The organism is Nonomuraea sp. NPDC059007 (assembly GCF_042740555.1).
Lineage (GTDB): Bacteria > Actinomycetota > Actinomycetes > Streptosporangiales > Streptosporangiaceae > Nonomuraea.
In genome coordinates this window covers 487,705-505,160 of the sequence record NZ_JBHYJD010000001.1, presented here as the reverse complement: position 1 = coordinate 505,160, position 17,456 = coordinate 487,705, and the positions used below count along the sequence as shown (strand labels likewise).

Below are 17,456 nucleotides of genomic sequence, written 5' to 3'. Positions count from 1 at the left end.
GTGGAGTTCAGACAGCTGGAGACGTTCGTCGTGGTGAGCGAGGAGCTCCATTTCGCCAAGGCCGCCGAGCGGCTGTACCTGTCTCCCGGCCGGGTCAGCCAGATCGTCCGCTCGCTGGAGGACTCGATCGGCGCCCGGCTCTTCGAGCGGACGAGCCGCCGGGTGCGGCTGACCCCGCTGGGCGAGCGATTCCTCGCCGACGTACGCCCCGCCTTCGAGGGGCTGCACGGCGCGGTGAACCGCGCCAGATCGGCCGCCAGGAGCGTGTACGGCGTGCTGCGGGTCGGATTCCTCAGCACGCCGGGCGAGGTCGTCACCGGGGCGGTGCGCGCCTTCGAGCACCGTTTCCCCGAGTGCGCGGTCGAGCTGGTCGAGGTCCCGCTGTCCGATCCGTTCGGCAAGGTGCGCGAGGGTGTGGTGGATCTCACGTTCACGCTGCTTCCGGTCGCCGAGCCCGACCTGGAGACGAGCGTGGCGCTGAACCGGGTGCCGATGCAACTGGCCCTGTCGCCGGCGCATCCGCTGGCCCGGCGCGTGTCCATCGACGCAGAGGAGCTGGCCGGAGTGCCGCTGGTCGGGGTGGAGGGCCCGGCGCCGCGCTGCTGGAGGGAGCTGACGGCCCCGGTGACGACGCCCGGCGGCCTGCCCATCCCGTCGGCCGGAGAGGTTTCCACGAGCCAGGAGGGCCTGACCGAGGTCGCGCTGAACCGCGGGAGCATGTTGTTCTGCACCCCGACGGCGGCCTATCTGGGGCGCGACGACGTCACGTTCGTGCCGGTCACGGGCCTGCCGGACTCGGTGCTCGGCCTGGTGTGGCAGCGTACGAGGCGCACGACGGCGATCACCGCGTTCGCCGAGCTGGCTGCCGACCGAAATGCCGGAGAAGTGGCAGTAAATCTACAGAGAGTGACCGGATGAATGGGCGATGACACGCGGCTGACGGCCTGGGTAAGGGGTCGTGTCCAGGGTGTCGGCTTCCGCTGGTGGACCCGCGCGCGGGCGCTTGAGCTGGGGCTGGCCGGGTGGGCGCGCAACATGGACGACGGCCGGGTGGAGGTCGTCGCGGAGGGGTCCAGGGAGTCCTGCGTCAAGCTGCTTGAGCTGCTGCGAGGTTGCGACACGCCGGGCAAGGTGACGGGAGTAGTGGAACGGTGGAGCGAACCCCGAGGTAGTTTGGTTGGGTTTATGGAGAGGTAGACCCTTTCGTTAAACCCCCCAAATAGGGTATATTTGTATGTCGGGAGTGCCCATCGGTGCGTCTCTGCGGTGCGTTCGACTTGACCGCCCACACTGCCGGTGCGACTCTTGTTAGGTACCACGCGCACCCCTCCCGCGGAATAGAAGTGCGCGAACCAGTCTGGTCACTCAGCGTGGAGGACCCTTAACCATGGCGAAGGCTCTACTAGGCCACGTCGGCGGTCCTGACCCTCGGATGGTCTCGGAGATGCGCCGCCTGCAACAGCGTATTCGGGATCTGGAGGCAGAACTCATCCGGCTCCAGGCCCAGAATGACGCTCTTGCGGCGCAGACCCGTGATGAGGCACGGGGCCGTATGCAGGAGCGCGAGCCGGCACTCACCTGAGTGGTCGGAGCGCTACATCTAGGGACGTCTCGGAGAGGCGTCCCTTGCTATTTGTCCACATTTCTGAAGAAGTTCACGTTGGTGGTCCGCGAGTGCGCAGACACGCGCGGATAACCGCCCTCACCCGCCTTGCCGTATCGCACACTGGTTCTTAGCACGAGCCCAAGGGCAGAGACCAGTAGGCTTTCCGGAACGCGGTCGACGGGAGGGGGTCATCAGGTGTACCTGAAGACCCTCACCCTGCGTGGATTCAAGTCGTTCGCCTCGGCCACCGCACTGCGTTTCGAACCGGGGATCACCTGTGTCGTCGGACCCAACGGGTCCGGCAAGTCCAATGTCGTCGACGCCCTCGCCTGGGTCATGGGCGAGCACAGCGCCAAGTCGCTGCGCGGCGGCAAGATGGAGGACGTGATCTTCGCCGGCACCTCCAGCCGGCCGCCGCTCGGCCGTGCCGAGGTCACGCTGACGATCGACAACTCCGACGGCGCGCTGCCGATCGACTACACCGAGGTGACGATCAGCCGCCTGATGTTCAGAAGCGGCCAGTCCGAGTACGCCATCAACGGCGACACGTGCCGCCTGCTCGACATCCAGGAGCTGCTGTCCGACTCGGGCATCGGCAGGGAGATGCACGTCATCGTCGGCCAGGGCCAGCTCGACGCCGTGCTCCACGCGGGCCCCGAGGACCGCCGCGCCTTCATCGAAGAGGCCGCCGGCGTGCTCAAGCACCGCAAGCGCAAGGAAAAGGCGCTGCGCAAGCTCGACGCGATGCAGGCCAACCTCACCCGGGCCCAGGACCTCGCCACCGAGCTGCGCCGCCAGCTCAAGCCATTGGGCCGCCAGGCCGAGATCGCCCGCAAGGCCGCCGTCATCCAGGCCGACCTGCGTGACGCCCGGCTGCGGCTGCTGGCCGACGACGTCGGCATCCTGCGCGACACGCTGCTCAGGGAGGCGGCCGACGAGGCGGCGATCCAGGCCCGCCGTACCCAGGTCGAGACCGAGCTCGCGCAGGGCCAGGAGCGCGAGGCCGCCCTGGAGGAGGCCGAGGCGCAGGCCCAGCCGCGGCTGTCGGCCGCGCAGGAGACCTTCTTCCGGCTGTCCTCCCTGCGCGAGCGCACCTCGGGACTGGAACAGCTCGCCGCGGAACGCCACCGTCACGCCGTCGACGCCGCCGCCATCGAACGGCGCGGCCGCGACCCCGAGGAGCTCGAACGCGAGGCCGCCGAGGCACGCGAGCAGGAGCTCATACTCAACGCCGAGCTGGAGCACGCCCAGGAACTGCTGGAGGAGGCCGTACAGCGCCGGGCCGAGGCCGAGGCCGAGCTGAGCGGCGAGGAGCAGCGCCTGGCCATGGCCGCCCGCGCCCAGGCCGACCGCCGCGAGGGCCTGGCCAGGCTGCGCGGCAAGGTCGACTCGGCGCGCAGCCGCGCCCGCGCCGCCGACGAGGAGATCGGCCGCCTGGCGCAGGGCGTCTTCGACGCCGCCGAGCGCGAGCGCGCCGGCCGGATGGAGCTTGAGGAGCAGCAGCGCGCCGAGCCCGCCGTCGACCCGGCGCTCGCCGAGGAGCTCGACACCGCGCAGACGCTGGTCGAGGAGGCCAAGGCGGTCGCCGACGAGGCCCGCGCCGCCGTGGAGGAGTCCAGGTCGGGTCTCGACGTCCCGCGCGCGGCCCTGCAGGCCGCGAAATCCGCCGTGGGTACGGCCCGCACCGCCGACCAGCAGGCCCAGAAGGCGGTGGCCGGCCTCCAGGCCCGGCGCGAAGCACTCGAACTCGGCCTGAGCAAGGGCGCCGACGGCGGCGCCGCGCTGCTGGAGGCCGACCTGGCGGGAGTCCAGGGCCCGCTGGCCACCGAGCTGACCGTGGCGCCCGGCGCCGAACTGGCCGTCGCCGCCGTTCTGGGCCCGGTGGCCGAGGCGATCGCGGTGAAGTCGCTCGACACGGCGGTGGAGGCCTTCGAGCTCCTGCGCGCCGGTGACGGCGGCCACGCGACCATCCTGATCGCGGGCGAGGGCCGCGCGGGGTCCCGGCCCGCCCTCGACGCGCGGGGTGTCTGGGCCGCCGATCTGGTGATCGTTCCCGACCATCTCAGAGCCGCCGTCGACCACGTGCTGGCCGGTGTCGTCGTGGTCGACGACCTGGCCGGGGCGAAGGAGCTGGTCGAGCGGCGCCCCGAGCTCAGGGCCGTGACCAGGCAGGGCGACCTGGTGGGCGTCCACCTGGCGGGCGGCGGCGCGGTGGGCGGCTCGTCCGTCCTGCAGATGCGCTCCGCCCTCGACCAGGCCACCGCCGACCTCGACGCCGCCCAGATCACCGCCGAGCGTAGCGCCGCCGGCTTCGAGGCGGCAGTCGAGGCGGAGCACGAGGCCCAGGCCCGGCTCGAAGCCGCCCAGGCCCGCGTCACCGAGGCCCAGACCGCCGTCAGCACCGCCCAGTCCGGCCTCAGCGCCGCCCAGGGCACGCTCGACCAGGTCAGGGGCAGGCAGCGCGAGGCCGACCAGCGCAACGCCGCTGCCGCCAAGCGCCTGGCCCAGCTGGAGGCCGCCGCCGAGGCCGCCGCCGCCGAGGCCGCCCGCCTGGCCAAGAGCGTCGCCACCGCCGAGGAGGCGCGGGCCGAGGCGCTGGAAGAGGTGGCCGAGCTGGAGATCCGGCTGGCCGAGGCGGAGTACGCGGGCGAGCTGGAGTCCGAGCCCACCACCGACACCCGCGACGAGCTGGCCGAGGCCACCAACCTCGCCAGGCAGCGCGAGATGGAGACCCGCCTGCAGGTCCGCACGGCGGAGGAGCGGGTCAAGGGCATCGAGGGCCGGGCCGACGGCCTGGTGCGGGCCGCCGAGCGCGAGCGTCAGGAGCGCGCTCAGGCCGCCGCGCAGCGGGCCAGGCGCCGCAGGCAGGCCGTCGTGGCCGAGGCCGTGGCCAAGGGCGCCAAGCGGGTGCTCGGGGCGCTGGCCGGCTCGATCGAGCGGGCCTCGCGCGAGCGTGACGAGGCGGACCTGGCCAGGGTGGCGATCGACGCGGAGCTGAAGCAGGTACGCCTGCGCGTACGCGAGCTGTCGCAGGAGCTCGACAAGCTGGTCAACCGGGTGCACGGCAGCGAGGTGGCCCGTACCGAGCAGCGGCTCCGGCTGGAGCAGATGGAGCAGCGGGCGCTCGACGAGTTCGGGGTGGAGGCCGAGTCGCTGATCTCCGAGTACGGCCCGGCCGTACCGGTCCCCGGGGATCCGCCCGTGCCGTACGTCCGGGAGGAGCAGGAGAAGCGCGCCAGGATCGCCGAGAAGCAGATGAACCAGCTCGGCAAGGTCAACCCGCTGGCGCTGGAGGAGTTCGCCGCGCTGGAGGAGCGCCACGCCTTCCTCAACAGCCAGCTCGAAGACCTCAGGAAGACCAGGCGTGAGCTGATGACGGTCGTCCAGGAGGTCGACAACCGGGTCGAGGCGATGTTCTCCTCCGCCTACGAGGACGTCGCCCGCGAGTTCGAGCAGATCTTCACCCGCGTGTTCCCTGGCGGCGACGGGCGGCTCGTGCTGACCGACCCCGCCGACATGCTGACGACCGGCATCGAGGTCGAGGCCAGGCCGCCGGGCAAGAAGGTCAAGCGGCTGTCGCTGCTGTCGGGCGGTGAGCGGTCGCTGACGGCGGTGGCGTTCCTGATCTCCATCTTCAAGGCGCGGCCGTCGCCGTTCTATGTGATGGACGAGGTCGAGGCGGCGCTCGACGACACCAACACGCAGCGGCTGCTGACGCTTTTCGAGGAATTGCGGCAGAGTTCGCAGCTGATCGTCATCACGCACAACAAGCGCACGATGGAGATCGCCGACGCCCTGTACGGCGTGTCCATGCGTGGTGACGGCGTCACCCAGGTCGTCAGCCAGCGCCTGCGGGAGCGCGAACCGGCCTGACGCGCACGCTCCCCGGGCGCGAGCATGCGGGCTGATCTGGAAAACTGACTTGTTGTGGATGGTTACCTGGGCATCATCGTGATCGTGGTCGTCGTCGCCCTGCTGGCGGCCGGCGGCCTCTTCCTGCTGTTCAGGCCGGGTGGCAAGGGCGCGCCGCCGGTCGAGCCGCCGGCGACGATCCCGCTTCCCGAGGAGAAGGAGAAGCGGCCGGCCGGGGGTGGTGAGGAGTCCGAGGGCGCCACGACCACCGTTCCGCCGCCCGCTCCCGCGGTCGTGGTCAAGCCCGAGGTCGAGGTGCCGCCGCCGTCGGCCGGCCGGATGGTGCGGCTGCGCTCGCGGCTGGCCCGCTCGCAGAGCGCGTTCGGCCGCGGCCTGCTGGAGCTGCTGTCCCGCGACCGTCTCGACGACGAGGTGTGGGACGAGATCGAGGAGAGCCTGATCACCGCCGACGTCGGCGTCGCGCCGACGCAGGTGATGGTCGAGGAGCTGAAGACCAAGGTCAAGGTGCTCGGCAGCCGGACGCCGCACGAGGTGCGCGGTCTGCTGCGCGAGCAGTTGCTGACGCAGGTCAACCCCGACCTGGACCGCACGCTGCACATCGCCAAGCACGGCGAACGGCCCGCGGTGGTGCTCGTGGTCGGCGTCAACGGCACCGGCAAGACCACCACGACCGGCAAGCTGGCCCGCTCGCTGGTGGGCGACGGCAAGAAGGTCGTGCTCGGCGCCGCCGACACCTTCCGCGCCGCCGCCGCCGACCAGTTGCAGACCTGGGGCGACCGGGTGGGCGCCGAGGTCGTGCGCGGCCCCGAGGGTGGCGACCCGGCGTCGGTCGCCTTCGACGCGACGGCCAAGGGCATGGCGGAGAAGGCGGACGTCGTGATCGTCGACACCGCGGGCCGCCTGCACACCAAGACCGGCCTCATGGACGAGCTGGGCAAGGTCAAGCGCGTCATCGAGAAGAAGGCCACGGTCGACGAGGTCCTGCTCGTGCTCGACGCCACGACCGGCCAGAACGGCATGCGGCAGGCCCAGGTGTTCGCCGAGGTGGTCAACATCACGGGCATCGCGCTGACCAAGCTCGACGGCACGGCCAAGGGCGGCATCGTGATCTCGGTGCAGCGCGAGCTGGGCGTGCCGGTCAAGCTGGTGGGCCTGGGCGAGGGGGCGGACGACCTGGCGCCGTTCGATCCGGAGGTCTTCGTCGACGCGATCTTGGGTGACGACTGAGGCTTTTGGTGGGTTTTCGGACGCTCCATGGGGTTCCGTGGAGCGTCTCCTTATTTGGTGGGTAATGACCCTTACCCCGCAGGTCTTGATCTCCGACTCGGCCGTGTGTTCACATGAGTCGGTCACCTAGAGATCGCGGTCGTATTCGGAACGTTCGCGTCATGAGGTGTGTGCGGAGTGGAAGGGCAAGAATGAAAAAGGTCGTGGTTCACAAGCCGGGAACAGTCAAGCCTGCAGGCGTCGACGCGCCGCGGCACAAGAACTGATCTCAAAAGGGCGGTCCGTCTCCTTCTCCTGGGAGATGCGGGCCGCCCTTCGGCTTGGAAAAGGACCTGGTGAACCTTCCGACCATCGACGCCGACCGGCGTCCCCGCGGCCCCTACACGTTCGGTGCGGCGCTCCTGGACGCCCTCGTGCCCGCGGCGCTCGTGTACGGGCCCGAGCTGGTGGCCGCCCACGACATCGAGATCAGGGCCGCGGCGCCGCACCTCGCGCCGCGGGTCCCGCGCGGCAGGGGGTCGCTGGCCGACGACCTGCCCCGTGAGCAGCGCATCCTGATCCCGGGCGCTGGGCGTACGCTGCGGATCGCCAACGGGCTGGCCGAGTTCGTCCGTGACCACCTGGCCAGGACCGGGCCGCTGGTCGTCGCCGTGGCGAACCTGGCCGCGGCCGACCCGACCGACGTCCAGCTGGTGGAGGTGCTGCGGCGGCGCGTGCCCGAGCTGGTGATCACCGAGGTGGAGGGCCGGCCCGGCGGCGGGCCGTTCGCCGCCGACTACGACCGCTTCCGCGACGAGGGCTTCCACCACGCCATGGCCGAGGCCGGGCTGGCCGAGCTGGAGGTGCTCACCCACGACGACGACCCCGAACGATGGTGGACGCTGCTGCACCGCACCACCGCCGCGCTGGAGGCGATCGGCCGCGAGCCCGCCGCCCGGGACCTGTACGAGCGGGCCAGGCGCGTCACCACCGATCCCGGCCACCGCGCCACCTTGGCCTGCTCGATCGCGATGCTGTTCGTCCGCCACCACGATCCCGGCCGGCGCGACCCCGAGGAGGCGCTGGCCTGGATCAACGAGGCGATCACCATCACCTCGCTGCTGCCCGACCGCCGCGAGCGCGCCTTCCACCTCGGCTTCGACCTCAACGGCAAAGCCCTCATCGAGGTACGGCGAGGCCGCCTGACCGCCGCCCTCACCCTGGTCGAACAGGCCATCGAGCTGGCCGACCGCGACCTGCCGCCGGACGCGCACCCGATCCACCGGCTGGTGCTGCGGGCCAATCGCGGTCAGCTCCTCGGCGTGCTGGGCCGTACCGGGGAGGCGCTGGCCGACTACGCCGCCGCGATCGCCGCCGACCCCGGCTATCCCGACTACTACCTCGACCGCGGGACACTCCTCCACAAGCTGGGGCGTCTCGACGAGGCGGTCGCCGACTACGAGAGCGCGATGCGGGTCAGCCCGCCTTTCCCCGAGCCGTACTACAACCGCGCCGAGGTCCGCTACGCGCGCGGCGACCTGGCCGGAGCGCTGGCCGATCTCGACTACGCGCTGGAGCTCGATCCGGGTTTCGCGCCCGGCTACGTCAACCGGGCCGGGCTGCGGGCCGCCCTGGGTGATCAGGGCGGGGCGCGGGCCGACGTGGAGGCGGGGTTGCGGCTGACGCCGCGGGAGCCGTACCTGCTGTGTGTGCTGGGGCAGGTCGAGCAGGCGGCGGGCCGGCGCGCGGCGGCCAGGGCGGCCTACGACGGCGCGCTGGCGCTGGACGGCGGGTTGGCGGCGGCGTGGGCGGGGCGTGGCGGGCTGGCGTTCGAGGAGGGCGCGCACGAGGCGGCGGTCGCGGACCTGACCCGCGCGCTGGAGCTGGGGGAACGCGCGGATCTGCTGTTCAACCGGGCGCTGGCGCTGCGCGCGGCGGGACGGGAACGGGAGGCGCGGGCGGATCTGGAGCGGGCGGCGCGGCTGGACCCGGACGACCCCGACGTCCGGCGCGAGCTGGCCCGATAGCCGGTTGAGCGACAGCAGGCGAAGCGATCAGCCGGTGAAGCGGCCAGCCGGCGGAGCGTCAGCGGTGCGAGCCGATGGGCACGACCAGCGGGGTGCCGGCCACAGGGTCGGTGATGACCTTGGAGTCCAGGTCGAAGACCTCCCGGATGAGCTCCTCGGTCAGCACCTCGTGCGGCGTGCCCGCCGCCACCACGCTGCCGTCGCGCATCGCCACGAGCCGGTCGGCGTAGCGGGCGGCCAGGTTGAGGTCGTGCAGGACCATCACGATGGTACGGCCCGCCTGCGCGTGCAGATCCCGCACCAGCTCCAGCACCTCCACCTGATGGGCCAGGTCGAGGAAGGTCGTCGGCTCGTCCAGCAACAGCAGGTCGGTGCCCTGGGCCAGCGCCATGGAGATCCACGCCCGCTGCCGCTGCCCACCGGACAGCTCGTCCAGAGGCCGCTCGGCGAGGTCGGACAGGCCGGTCATGTTCAGCGCGACGCCCACGGCCTTCTCGTCGTCGGAGGACCACTGGCGGTACCAGGTCTGGTGCGGGTGCCGTCCCCTGGCCACGAGGTCGGCGACGGTGAGCCCTTCTGGGGCCGAGGGCGACTGGGGCAGCACGGTGAGGATCCGCGCCACCTCCTTGGTGGCGATCGTGGAGATCTTCTTGCCGTCCAGCAGCACCTCGCCGCCCGACGGCTTGAGCAGGCGGCCGAGCGCGCGCAGCAGCGTGGACTTGCCGCAACCGTTGGGACCGATGATCGTGGTCACGGTTCCGGCCTCGACTCCGAGGTCGAGCCCGTCCACGATGACGCGGTCGCCGTACCCGAGTTTGACGTCTACGGCCTGCAGTCTCATGTGCGCCCCTTACGGATGCGGATCAGAAGGTAGATCAGATACGGTGCGCCGAGCACGGCCGTGACGACACCGACCGGCAGTTCGATGGGGGAGAAGGCGGTGCGGGCGAGCAGGTCGGCGCCGGCGGTGAGCACGGCGCCGACGATCGCCGACGACAGCAGCGGCGGCTGGGCCGAGCGGATCAGCCGCAGCGCGATCTGCGGGGAAGCCAGCGCGACGAAGGCCACGGGGCCGGCCGAGGCGGTGGCCACGGCCGCCAGCAGCACCGCGGCCAGGATCATCAGGGCCCTGGACAGGTTCATGCGCACGCCGAGCGCGGTGACGGTGTCGTCGGAGAAGCGCAGGGCGTTGAGCGAGCGGGTGCCGAGCAGGGTCAGCGGGATCAGTACGGCCAGCGCCAGCGCGACCGGGATCACGTGCTCCCAGCCGCGGCCGTTGAGCGAGCCGCTGATCCACACCATCGCCTGGGCGGTGTCGTTGACATCGCCGATGGTCATCAGCCAGTACTTGACGTTGGTGAAGACCGCGGCCACGCCGATGCCGACCAGGACGAGGCGGTAGCCGTCGAGGCCGCGCCGCCAGGCCAGGCCGTAGACGATCACGGCGCCGATCAGGCCGCCCAGCAGGGCGAGCACCGGCATGCCCACGCTGGACAGCAGCCCGCTGACCCCGCCGTGAACGCCGCCGCTGACCACCACTCCGGCGACCACGGTGACCGAGGCGCCGGTGGTGACGCCGAGGATCTCGGGGCTGGCCAGCGGGTTGCGGGCGATCGACTGGATGATCGCGCCGGACAGGGCCAGGGCCGCACCGACCAGCGCGCCGGTCAGCGCCCTGGGCAGGCGCAGTTCCATGATGACGAAGTGGGCGGGGCTGGAGGCGTCGAAGGTGTCCCTGAACACCTCCTGCACGGTCATGGGCAGATCGCCGATGCGCATGTTCAGCGCCATCAGCAGCACCAGGAGGATCAGGCCGCCGAACGTGACGACGACGCCGCGCAGCCGTACCTGCCAGGACAGGCCCGCGAGTCTCAGCGCGTAGGAGGTCACAGCCGCACCGGCTTCCTGCGGCGGACCAGCGCCACGAAGAAGGGCGCGCCGAGCAGCGCGAGCACCACGCCGACCTCGAGCTCGCCGGGCGGTGCGACGACGCGGCCGATCACGTCGCCGAGCAGCAGGAGCGCGGCGCCGATCAGCCCGGAGTACGGCAGCAGCCACCGATGGTCGGTCCCGGACACGCGGCGGGCCAGGTGCGGCACGATCAGGCCGATGAACGACAGCGAGCCGCACGCGGCGACGGCGGCGCCGGTCAGCAGCGTGACCGAGGCGACGCCGACGGCCCGGGTGAGGGCGATGTTCTGGCCGAGGCTGCGGGCCACGTCCTCGCCGAGTGACAGGGCGTTGAGGCCGGAGGCGTTGAACAGGGCCAGGAGCAGCCCGGCCGCGACGAACGGCAGCACCTGCCAGATCACCTCGGTGCCCCGGGCGGCGATGGAGCCGGACTGCCAGAAGCGGAAGACGTCCATGGCCTGCTCGTCGAGCAGGACCATCGCCGAGGTGAGCGCGTAGAGGAAGGCGCTGACGGCGGTGCCGGCCAGGGCCAGGGTGACCGGGGTGGGGCCGCCGCGCCCGCCGACCATGCCGAGGGCGAAGACGCCGACGCTGGCGACGAGCGCGCCGGCCAGGCCGAACCAGATGAAGCCGAGCAGGCTGGTGGCGCCCAGGAAGATGATCGAGGCGACCATGGCGAAGGCGGCGCCCTGGGTGACGCCGAGCAGGCCGGGATCGGCGAGCGGGTTGCGGGTGTGGCCCTGCATGAGCGCCCCGGCGACGCCGAGCGCGATCCCGGCCAGGATGCCGAGGGCGGTGCGGGGCAGGCGCAGCGAGCGGATGATGATGTCGCTCTCGGTGCCGGTGGGCGAGGTCAGCGCGTGCCAGGCGTCGGTGAGCGGCACCGCCTTGGCGCCGATGGTAATGCTCAGGACGATCGCGAGCACGAGTACCCCCGTGAGCCCGATCAGCCAGGTCAGGCGGCGGTGACGGAGTTGGGGAAGCTTCACGGCGGTGGTTGCCACCATGCCTTCCTCCTACTCATTTGCCCGATCCTGGTGAAGTATGCCAGCTTAGGCAGGGCTAACCTAATTTAGGGTTGCCTTATTGGGAGAGGGACAACATGAGAGCGTTCCGTGCGGTCGCGGTAGCCGTACTCGCGATGGGACTGGCGGCGTGCGGTGGCCAGGCCGCGGCCCCCAAGGCCGCCGAGAGCGCGCAGGCGCCCTTCCGCGTCATCAAGCACGCCATGGGCGAGACGAAGATCCCCACGCAGCCGAAGCGCGTGGTCGCCCTCGACCAGAGCTTCGTCGACGCGGTCCTCACGTTGCAGACGCCGGTCGTCGGCTACACGAGCTACCGGGCGATCGAGGACAAGCTGCCCGACTACCTGGGCGCCGTATCGGCCGAGTACGGCAAGGAGGCCACCTCGGTCGGCACGCTGGAGCAGCCCAGCCTCGAGAAGATCATGGCGCTCAAGCCCGACCTGATCGTCTCGGCGAAGGTCCGGCACAAGGACCTGTACGACAAGCTCGCCAAGATCGCCCCGACCGTCTTCAGCGAGACCACCGGCGCGATCTGGAAGCAGAACCTCGTCCTCATGGGCCAGGCCCTGGGCAAGGAGGCGCTGGCCGAGGAGACGCTCAAGAAGTTCGAGGAGCGCGCGGGCAAGATCGGCGCGGGGATCAAGGAGAAGGAGGGCAAGCTGCCCACCGTCGCCGTGGTCCGCTTCGCCGGCGAGCCCACGGTCCGGCTCTACGTGGAGAACTCCTACTCCGGTGTCGTGCTGAAGGACGTGGGCTTCCCGCGTCCCACCGACCAGCCGAAGGACCCGAACCAGATCATGGTCCCGATCAGCCAGGAGCGCATCGCCGAGCTGGACGCCGACCACATCTTCGTCTCCACCTACGCCGACCCGACGGCCGACGCGCCGAAGCAGAAGTTCGTCACCAACCCGCTGTGGAACAAGCTCAAGGGCGCCAAGCACGACGTCGCCGACCTCACGTGGATGAGCGCCGTCGGCATCCAGGGCGCGCACGCGATCCTGGACGACCTGGCGAAGTTCTTCTCCGTGGACCCCGCGAAGGGCGCCTAAACGCCGAGGAAGGCGCGCAGGCCGGACAGATGCGGCTGGATGTCCAGGCCCTGGGCCTCCAGCCAGGCGTCGTCGCCGTAGGTGCCGGCGTAGCGCTCGGCGCCGTCGCAGATCAGCGTCACCACGCTGCCCTGGTCGCCCTCGGCGCGCATCTCCTCGATGAGATCGACGCAGGCGGCGATGTTGGTGCCGGTGGAGGCGCCGACCGGACGGCCGGTGACCTCCCGCACCCACCGCATCCCTGCGACCGAGCGGGCGTCGGGCACGTGGATCATGCGGTCGATCACGTCCGGCTGGAACGACGGTTCCACCCGCGGACGGCCGATGCCCTCGATGCGCGAGCCGCTCGCGGTGGTCGTCCAGTCGCGCTCGGCCCAGGCCGGGTAGAAGGCCGAGCCCTCCGGGTCGGCGACGGCCAGGCGGGTGTGGTGACGGCGGTAGCGGATGTAGCGGCCGATCGTGGCCGAGGTGCCGCCGGTGCCCGCGCCGACCACGATCCAGGTGGGCTCGGGATGCGGCTCCAGGGCGAGCTGGCCGAAGATCGACTCGGCGATGTTGTTGTTGCCGCGCCAGTCGGTGGCCCGCTCGGCGTAGGTGAACTGGTCCATGAAGTGACCGCCGGTCTCGGCGGCCAGGCGGCGCGACTCCTCGTAGATCGCCGACGGCTGGTCGACCAGGTGGCACTTGCCGCCGTAGAACTCGATGAGGGCGATCTTCTCCGGGGAGGTGGCCGCCGGCATCACGGCGATGAACGGCAGGCCGATCAGGCGGGCGAAGTAGGCCTCGCTGACCGCGGTGGAGCCGCTGGAGGCCTCCACGATGGTGGTCCCGGGGCCGATCCAGCCGTTGGCGAGGCCGTACAGGAACAAGGAACGAGCGAGCCGGTGTTTGAGTGAACCTGTAGGGTGCACCGACTCGTCTTTCATATAAAGGTTTACGCCCCAGCGCGCGGGCAGCGGAAAGACGTGGAGATGGGTGTCACTGCTGCGATTGGTATCGGCTTCGACTCTCCGGACGGCCTCGGCAACCCAATGCCGGGCGCCGGAGTCGTGGCGGTCGACGAAGTCCATGGTCCATACGCTATCTCATGTGACTCTGGCCACTTTATCTGCGGAAATGGGTGGATAGTGTTACGATAATGAGACTAGTCCGGCCGTGGACGTGACTACGCACGCCGCGAGCAGTAGGACTGTTCACCTCCCTGACCAGGCAGAACCGGTTAACGCGGCCCTTACGGGGGTTTTGCGAGCATGGAGCTGCTGTCTGGCGGCTCGTGCCGAGACGGGGGATAGCAAGGGGGAATGATTTGATCACGATGACCGAAGAGCAGCGTCAGGATTGGTTCGAGCGCGATGTCGTGCCCGTGACCTCGCAGCTGTTCGCCTCCGCGATGCGCCTCACGCGCAACACCGCCGACGCGGAGGACCTCGTCCAGGAGACCGTGGCGAAGGCGTACACGTCCTACCACCAGTTCCGCGAGGGCACCAACCTCAAGGCGTGGCTGCACCGCATCCTCACCAACAACTTCATCAACGACTACCGCAAGAAGCAGCGTTCGCCCAAGCTCTCGGCCGCCGAGGAGGTCGAGGACTGGCAGCTGCACGCGGCGGAGTCGCACAGCTCCACCGGCCTGAAGTCCGCCGAGACCGAGGCCCTGGAGCGCCTGCCCGACAGCAGCGTGATGAACGCGCTGCGCGCACTGCCCGAGGACTTCCGCGTCGCCGTCTACCTGGCCGACGTCGAGGGCTTCGCCTACAAGGAGATCGCCGACCGGATGGGCACCCCCATCGGCACCGTGATGTCCCGGCTGCACCGCGGCCGCAAGCAGCTGCGCACCATGCTGGAGGAGTACGCGGTCGAGGAAGGCGCCGTGCGCCTACCCGCCCAGCGGGCCGCCTAGGCCCAGGTGGAGGCGGACCCGGAGCGTTCCGGCATCGTCCCGCATCTCCACCAGATCGCAGAGCTGACGACTGATCCAGAGCCCGTATCCCCGAGGGGATTCGGGCTCAGGTGGTATATAGCCGGGTAACGGGTCGTCCAGGACGCCGCCCGGGTCGGCGATCTCGCAGACCAGTTCCCTGCCCGTCACCCACATCCTGATCATGCCGTGGCCCGCGCCGTGCTCGACGCAGTTGGCCGCGATCTCCGAGACGCTGAGCACGAGCGAGGAGACCAGGTTGCGCTCCATCCCCGCCGCCCTGGCGTAGTCGGCCACGGCCTGCCTGAAGCGTTTGAGCTCGTGGGCGGTGAAGCCGACCGAGGTGACCTGGCCCGTGGGGTCGGGCAGCGGGTGGCGGTCGCCGTCCAGGATCAGGTCGTGGGGCTCGACGAAGGCCTCGCTGACGGCCTCGCCGTTCAGTCCGGCCAGGAACGGGTGGGTGACGGCGCGGTAGTCGAGCGCGGCGGTGGGCGTGGTGCGCAGGTCGTAGAGGCAGACGACGATCGCGGGCGCGGCGCCGAGCGCGGCGTTGAGCACCGATTCGTAGCGGATCCACTCGCGGATCTCCCGCTCGGTCCTGCCCTGCCAGCTGGGCTCGCCGACGATCAGTGTCGGGAGGTCTCTGGCGTACTCGTGGTAGGCGGCCAGCGTCCGCTGCGGATGCGCGTACCAGGAGGCGGCGATCCTTCTGTCGATCCGGCCGGCGTCGCGGTCCAGCGCGTCGGCCAGGAGCTGCAGCTTGCGCGAGCAGGTGACCGCGAGCACCCGGCGGCCCTCGTGGAGTGCGGCGCGTACGCGGGGCAGGACGAGGCGGAGGAAGCCCTCATCGGAGTCGTAGGGCATCCCTATGTGCCGTAGCGACTCGTGGTCGGTCTGTGCCCGCGCGGGGTGCACGGCCGAAACGTAGCAAGCGGCCGGTGGGCTACGCAACGGCTATGAGCGCGACCGCCCCGAGCGCGCAGGCGACGCCCGCCACCTGGATGGTGTGCAGCCGCTCGCCCAGCACGTATCTGGCCAGCAGGAGCGTGCTGGCCGGGTAGAGCGAGACCAGCACGGCGACCAGGCTGAGCATGCCCTCCTGCTTGGCCAGCAGGAACAGCACGTTGGCCGCCATGTCGAGCAGGCCGGCCAGCGCGATGATGCGCAGCGAGCCGCCGGTGGGCCTGAGCGAGCGCCGCGCGACGACGGCCAGCAGCACGACCAGCGTCACCGAGGAGATTCTGGCGCCGACCAGCGGCCACAGCCCGGTGCCGTCGGGGGACAGGTCGAGCAGGATGAAGAAGCCGCCGAAGCCCGCCCCGGCGGCCAGGGCGATCAGCACCGATCCGAGCGAGCCGCGCTTGTCCGCCGTCGGGTCCTGGCTGACCAGCATCACCGCGGCTAGTGCCAGGACGATGCCGATCAGGGCCTGCGGCGCCGGCCGCTCGCCGGTCACCAGGCCGAAGACCACCGGCAGGGTGGCGGAGGTGACCGCCGTGGTCGGCGCGACCACCGACATCGTCCCGGTGGCCAGCGCGCGGTAGAACAGCACCAGCCCGGCCGCGCCCGCGACGCCCGCGCCCATGCCCCACCACAGCGCCCTCTGGTCGAACAGGCCGGGCAGCAGCGGGAGCAGGGCGAGGATCAGGACCAGGCCGGCGATCTGTGAGAGCGCCACCACCGACAGCACGCGCGATCGTCGCGTGGCCAGCCCGCCGCAGAAGTCGGCCGTGCCGTACACCACCGCGCAGACGGTCGCGAGGATCACCGCAGTCACGTCACACTCTCCAGTTCACTTGGTTGAACTATTAGTACAGTACACGGAGTGCGACAGACTAGACATTTTGTTCACTAGACTGCACCGCATGGAAGATCCGGAGACGATCACCGCGGCCATCGCGAACAACGTGCGGGCGCAGCGGGCCCACCGGGGCCTGACGCTCGACGCGCTGGCCGCCCGCTCGGGTGTGAGCAGAGGCATGCTGGTCCAGGTCGAACAGGCCAGGACCAATCCCAGCGTCTCCACGCTCACCCGGATCGCCTCCGCGCTCGGCGTCACCGTGGCGCGGCTGGTCGAGGTGGCCGACGTCCCGGTCGTGCGCATCATCGACAAGGCCGACGTGGTCAACTTCGAGATGGGCGCCTCGCGCGCCATGCTGCTGGTCGGCGCCGACGAGCCGATGATCCTGGAGCTGTGGGACTGGCGGCTGGCCCCCGGCGAGCACCACGACGGCGACGCCCACCCGCCGGGCACCCGCGAGATGATCACCGTCCTGCGGGGCGAGCTGACCCTCACCGTGTACGGCAGGAGCCACCGCGTGGGCACCGACGACGCCGCCCTGTTCACCGCCGACCGGCCCCACCGCTATGCCAACGACGGCACGGAAGAGGTCAGAATGATCATGGTCGTGGCCGAGCCGCGAGTCGTTCACGACCAATAACGGCGAACACCTTCCGGATGACGGCCCGGAGTTCCATGATTACTCCGAGGGGCGGTGGGTCAACAGGAGGTATGCGTGAGTGAGGCCCGTGCTGCCACTGAGAAGCTCCGCGGGGAACTGCAAAGTCTCGGTGTGACCACGGCGTACGACGTGGGCGACGACGCGACCCTGTCGGTATGGATCGGCTTGGTCGTGCGATTCAGGGATGGTTTTTACCGCTGGCAGGAAGGAGCGGTGAAACGTCGGCATTTGGGTACGGATCTGGTTGGATGTGCCATAAGAGTGGCGCGTCGCTATGCGGAACTGCAGGCCGATGTCCCAGCCTGGTGGGAAGAACTGGCCAAGGAATTGCGGGGGGACTCGGCCGGCGATTACCCATAGCGCCCCCGTCGCGATTCCG

General features: G+C 70.5%; 16 protein-coding genes. 10 read left to right on the top strand and 6 right to left on the bottom strand.

Translation table 11 applies throughout. From position 1 onward, the window contains the following. The 6 genes from ACFWY5_RS02180 (at position 1) to ACFWY5_RS02155 (ending at position 8,712) form a co-directional block, all read left to right on the top strand. Positions 1-918 carry a LysR substrate-binding domain-containing protein gene (locus ACFWY5_RS02180; protein ID WP_379630320.1) on the top strand — a complete coding sequence of 306 codons (918 nt, stop codon included), beginning with the start codon at positions 1-3 and terminating at the stop codon, positions 916-918. Further along, complete coding sequence (locus tag ACFWY5_RS02175) at positions 919-1,197, top strand: acylphosphatase (protein ID WP_184960384.1); 279 nt, start codon at positions 919-921, stop codon at positions 1,195-1,197. A gap of 190 nt (positions 1,198-1,387) precedes the next feature. Then, a complete protein-coding gene (locus ACFWY5_RS02170) occupies positions 1,388-1,582 on the top strand; it encodes a hypothetical protein (protein ID WP_157250910.1) in 195 nt (64 codons plus the stop codon). A 219-nt stretch (positions 1,583-1,801) separates the two neighbouring features. Continuing rightward, positions 1,802-5,479 carry a chromosome segregation protein SMC gene (gene smc, locus ACFWY5_RS02165; protein WP_379630319.1) on the top strand — a complete coding sequence of 1,226 codons (3,678 nt, stop codon included), beginning with the start codon at positions 1,802-1,804 and terminating at the stop codon, positions 5,477-5,479. A 54-nt stretch (positions 5,480-5,533) separates the two neighbouring features. Then, the gene (gene ftsY / locus ACFWY5_RS02160; protein WP_379630318.1) at positions 5,534-6,706 is read left to right on the top strand and encodes a signal recognition particle-docking protein FtsY; all 1,173 of its coding nucleotides are present in this window, start codon (positions 5,534-5,536) and stop codon (positions 6,704-6,706) included. A gap of 335 nt (positions 6,707-7,041) precedes the next feature. Further along, positions 7,042-8,712: a tetratricopeptide repeat protein gene (locus ACFWY5_RS02155; RefSeq protein WP_379630317.1), complete on the top strand. Its 1,671-nt coding sequence runs from the start codon at positions 7,042-7,044 to the stop codon at positions 8,710-8,712. 58 nt (positions 8,713-8,770) lie between these two features. On the opposite strand, the gene ACFWY5_RS02150 is transcribed toward ACFWY5_RS02155, so the two are convergent. Genes ACFWY5_RS02150 through ACFWY5_RS02140 form a run of 3 tightly spaced genes read right to left on the bottom strand, consistent with a single transcriptional unit; the run spans position 8,771 to position 11,630 of the window. After that, entirely contained in the window at positions 8,771-9,553 is a 783-nt protein-coding gene (locus ACFWY5_RS02150; protein ID WP_379612469.1) for an ABC transporter ATP-binding protein, read from the bottom strand. Continuing rightward, positions 9,550-10,602: a FecCD family ABC transporter permease gene (locus ACFWY5_RS02145; protein ID WP_379630316.1), complete on the bottom strand. Its 1,053-nt coding sequence runs from the start codon at positions 10,600-10,602 to the stop codon at positions 9,550-9,552. Before ACFWY5_RS02145 ends, ACFWY5_RS02150 begins: the two co-directional genes overlap by 4 nt. Then, a complete protein-coding gene (locus ACFWY5_RS02140) occupies positions 10,599-11,630 on the bottom strand; it encodes a FecCD family ABC transporter permease (protein ID WP_379612467.1) in 1,032 nt (343 codons plus the stop codon). Before ACFWY5_RS02140 ends, ACFWY5_RS02145 begins: the two co-directional genes overlap by 4 nt. Positions 11,631-11,725: 95 nt before the next feature. On the opposite strand from ACFWY5_RS02140, the gene ACFWY5_RS02135 reads away from it, so the two are divergent. Then, entirely contained in the window at positions 11,726-12,697 is a 972-nt protein-coding gene (locus ACFWY5_RS02135) for an ABC transporter substrate-binding protein (protein ID WP_379612466.1), read from the top strand. Here ACFWY5_RS02135 and ACFWY5_RS02130 read toward each other — a convergent pair. Further along, entirely contained in the window at positions 12,694-13,767 is a 1,074-nt protein-coding gene (locus ACFWY5_RS02130) for a PLP-dependent cysteine synthase family protein (protein ID WP_379630315.1), read from the bottom strand. The genes ACFWY5_RS02135 and ACFWY5_RS02130 overlap by 4 nt on opposite strands. Positions 13,768-14,012: 245 nt before the next feature. Between ACFWY5_RS02130 and ACFWY5_RS02125 the strand changes: the two genes are divergently transcribed. After that, complete coding sequence (locus ACFWY5_RS02125) at positions 14,013-14,597, top strand: sigma-70 family RNA polymerase sigma factor (RefSeq protein WP_379612464.1); 585 nt, start codon at positions 14,013-14,015, stop codon at positions 14,595-14,597. Here the strand turns inward: ACFWY5_RS02125 and ACFWY5_RS02120 are convergent. Both ACFWY5_RS02120 and ACFWY5_RS02115 read right to left on the bottom strand, forming a co-directional pair. Further along, positions 14,574-15,530, bottom strand: a complete 957-nt coding sequence (locus tag ACFWY5_RS02120) for an anti-sigma factor RsbA family regulatory protein (protein WP_379630314.1) — start codon at positions 15,528-15,530, stop codon at positions 14,574-14,576. The two genes, ACFWY5_RS02125 and ACFWY5_RS02120, sit on opposite strands and share 24 nt — an antisense overlap. Positions 15,531-15,558: 28 nt before the next feature. Then, positions 15,559-16,392: an EamA family transporter gene (locus tag ACFWY5_RS02115; RefSeq protein ID WP_379612462.1), complete on the bottom strand. Its 834-nt coding sequence runs from the start codon at positions 16,390-16,392 to the stop codon at positions 15,559-15,561. Between the two features lie 88 nt (positions 16,393-16,480). Here ACFWY5_RS02115 and ACFWY5_RS02110 point away from each other — a divergent pair, with 88 nt between their 5' ends. Beyond that, entirely contained in the window at positions 16,481-17,056 is a 576-nt protein-coding gene (locus ACFWY5_RS02110) for a helix-turn-helix domain-containing protein (RefSeq protein ID WP_379630313.1), read from the top strand. A 75-nt stretch (positions 17,057-17,131) separates the two neighbouring features. After that, a complete protein-coding gene (locus tag ACFWY5_RS02105; RefSeq protein ID WP_379630312.1) occupies positions 17,132-17,437 on the top strand; it encodes a hypothetical protein in 306 nt (101 codons plus the stop codon). The last annotated feature ends 19 nt before the right edge of the window (positions 17,438-17,456 follow it).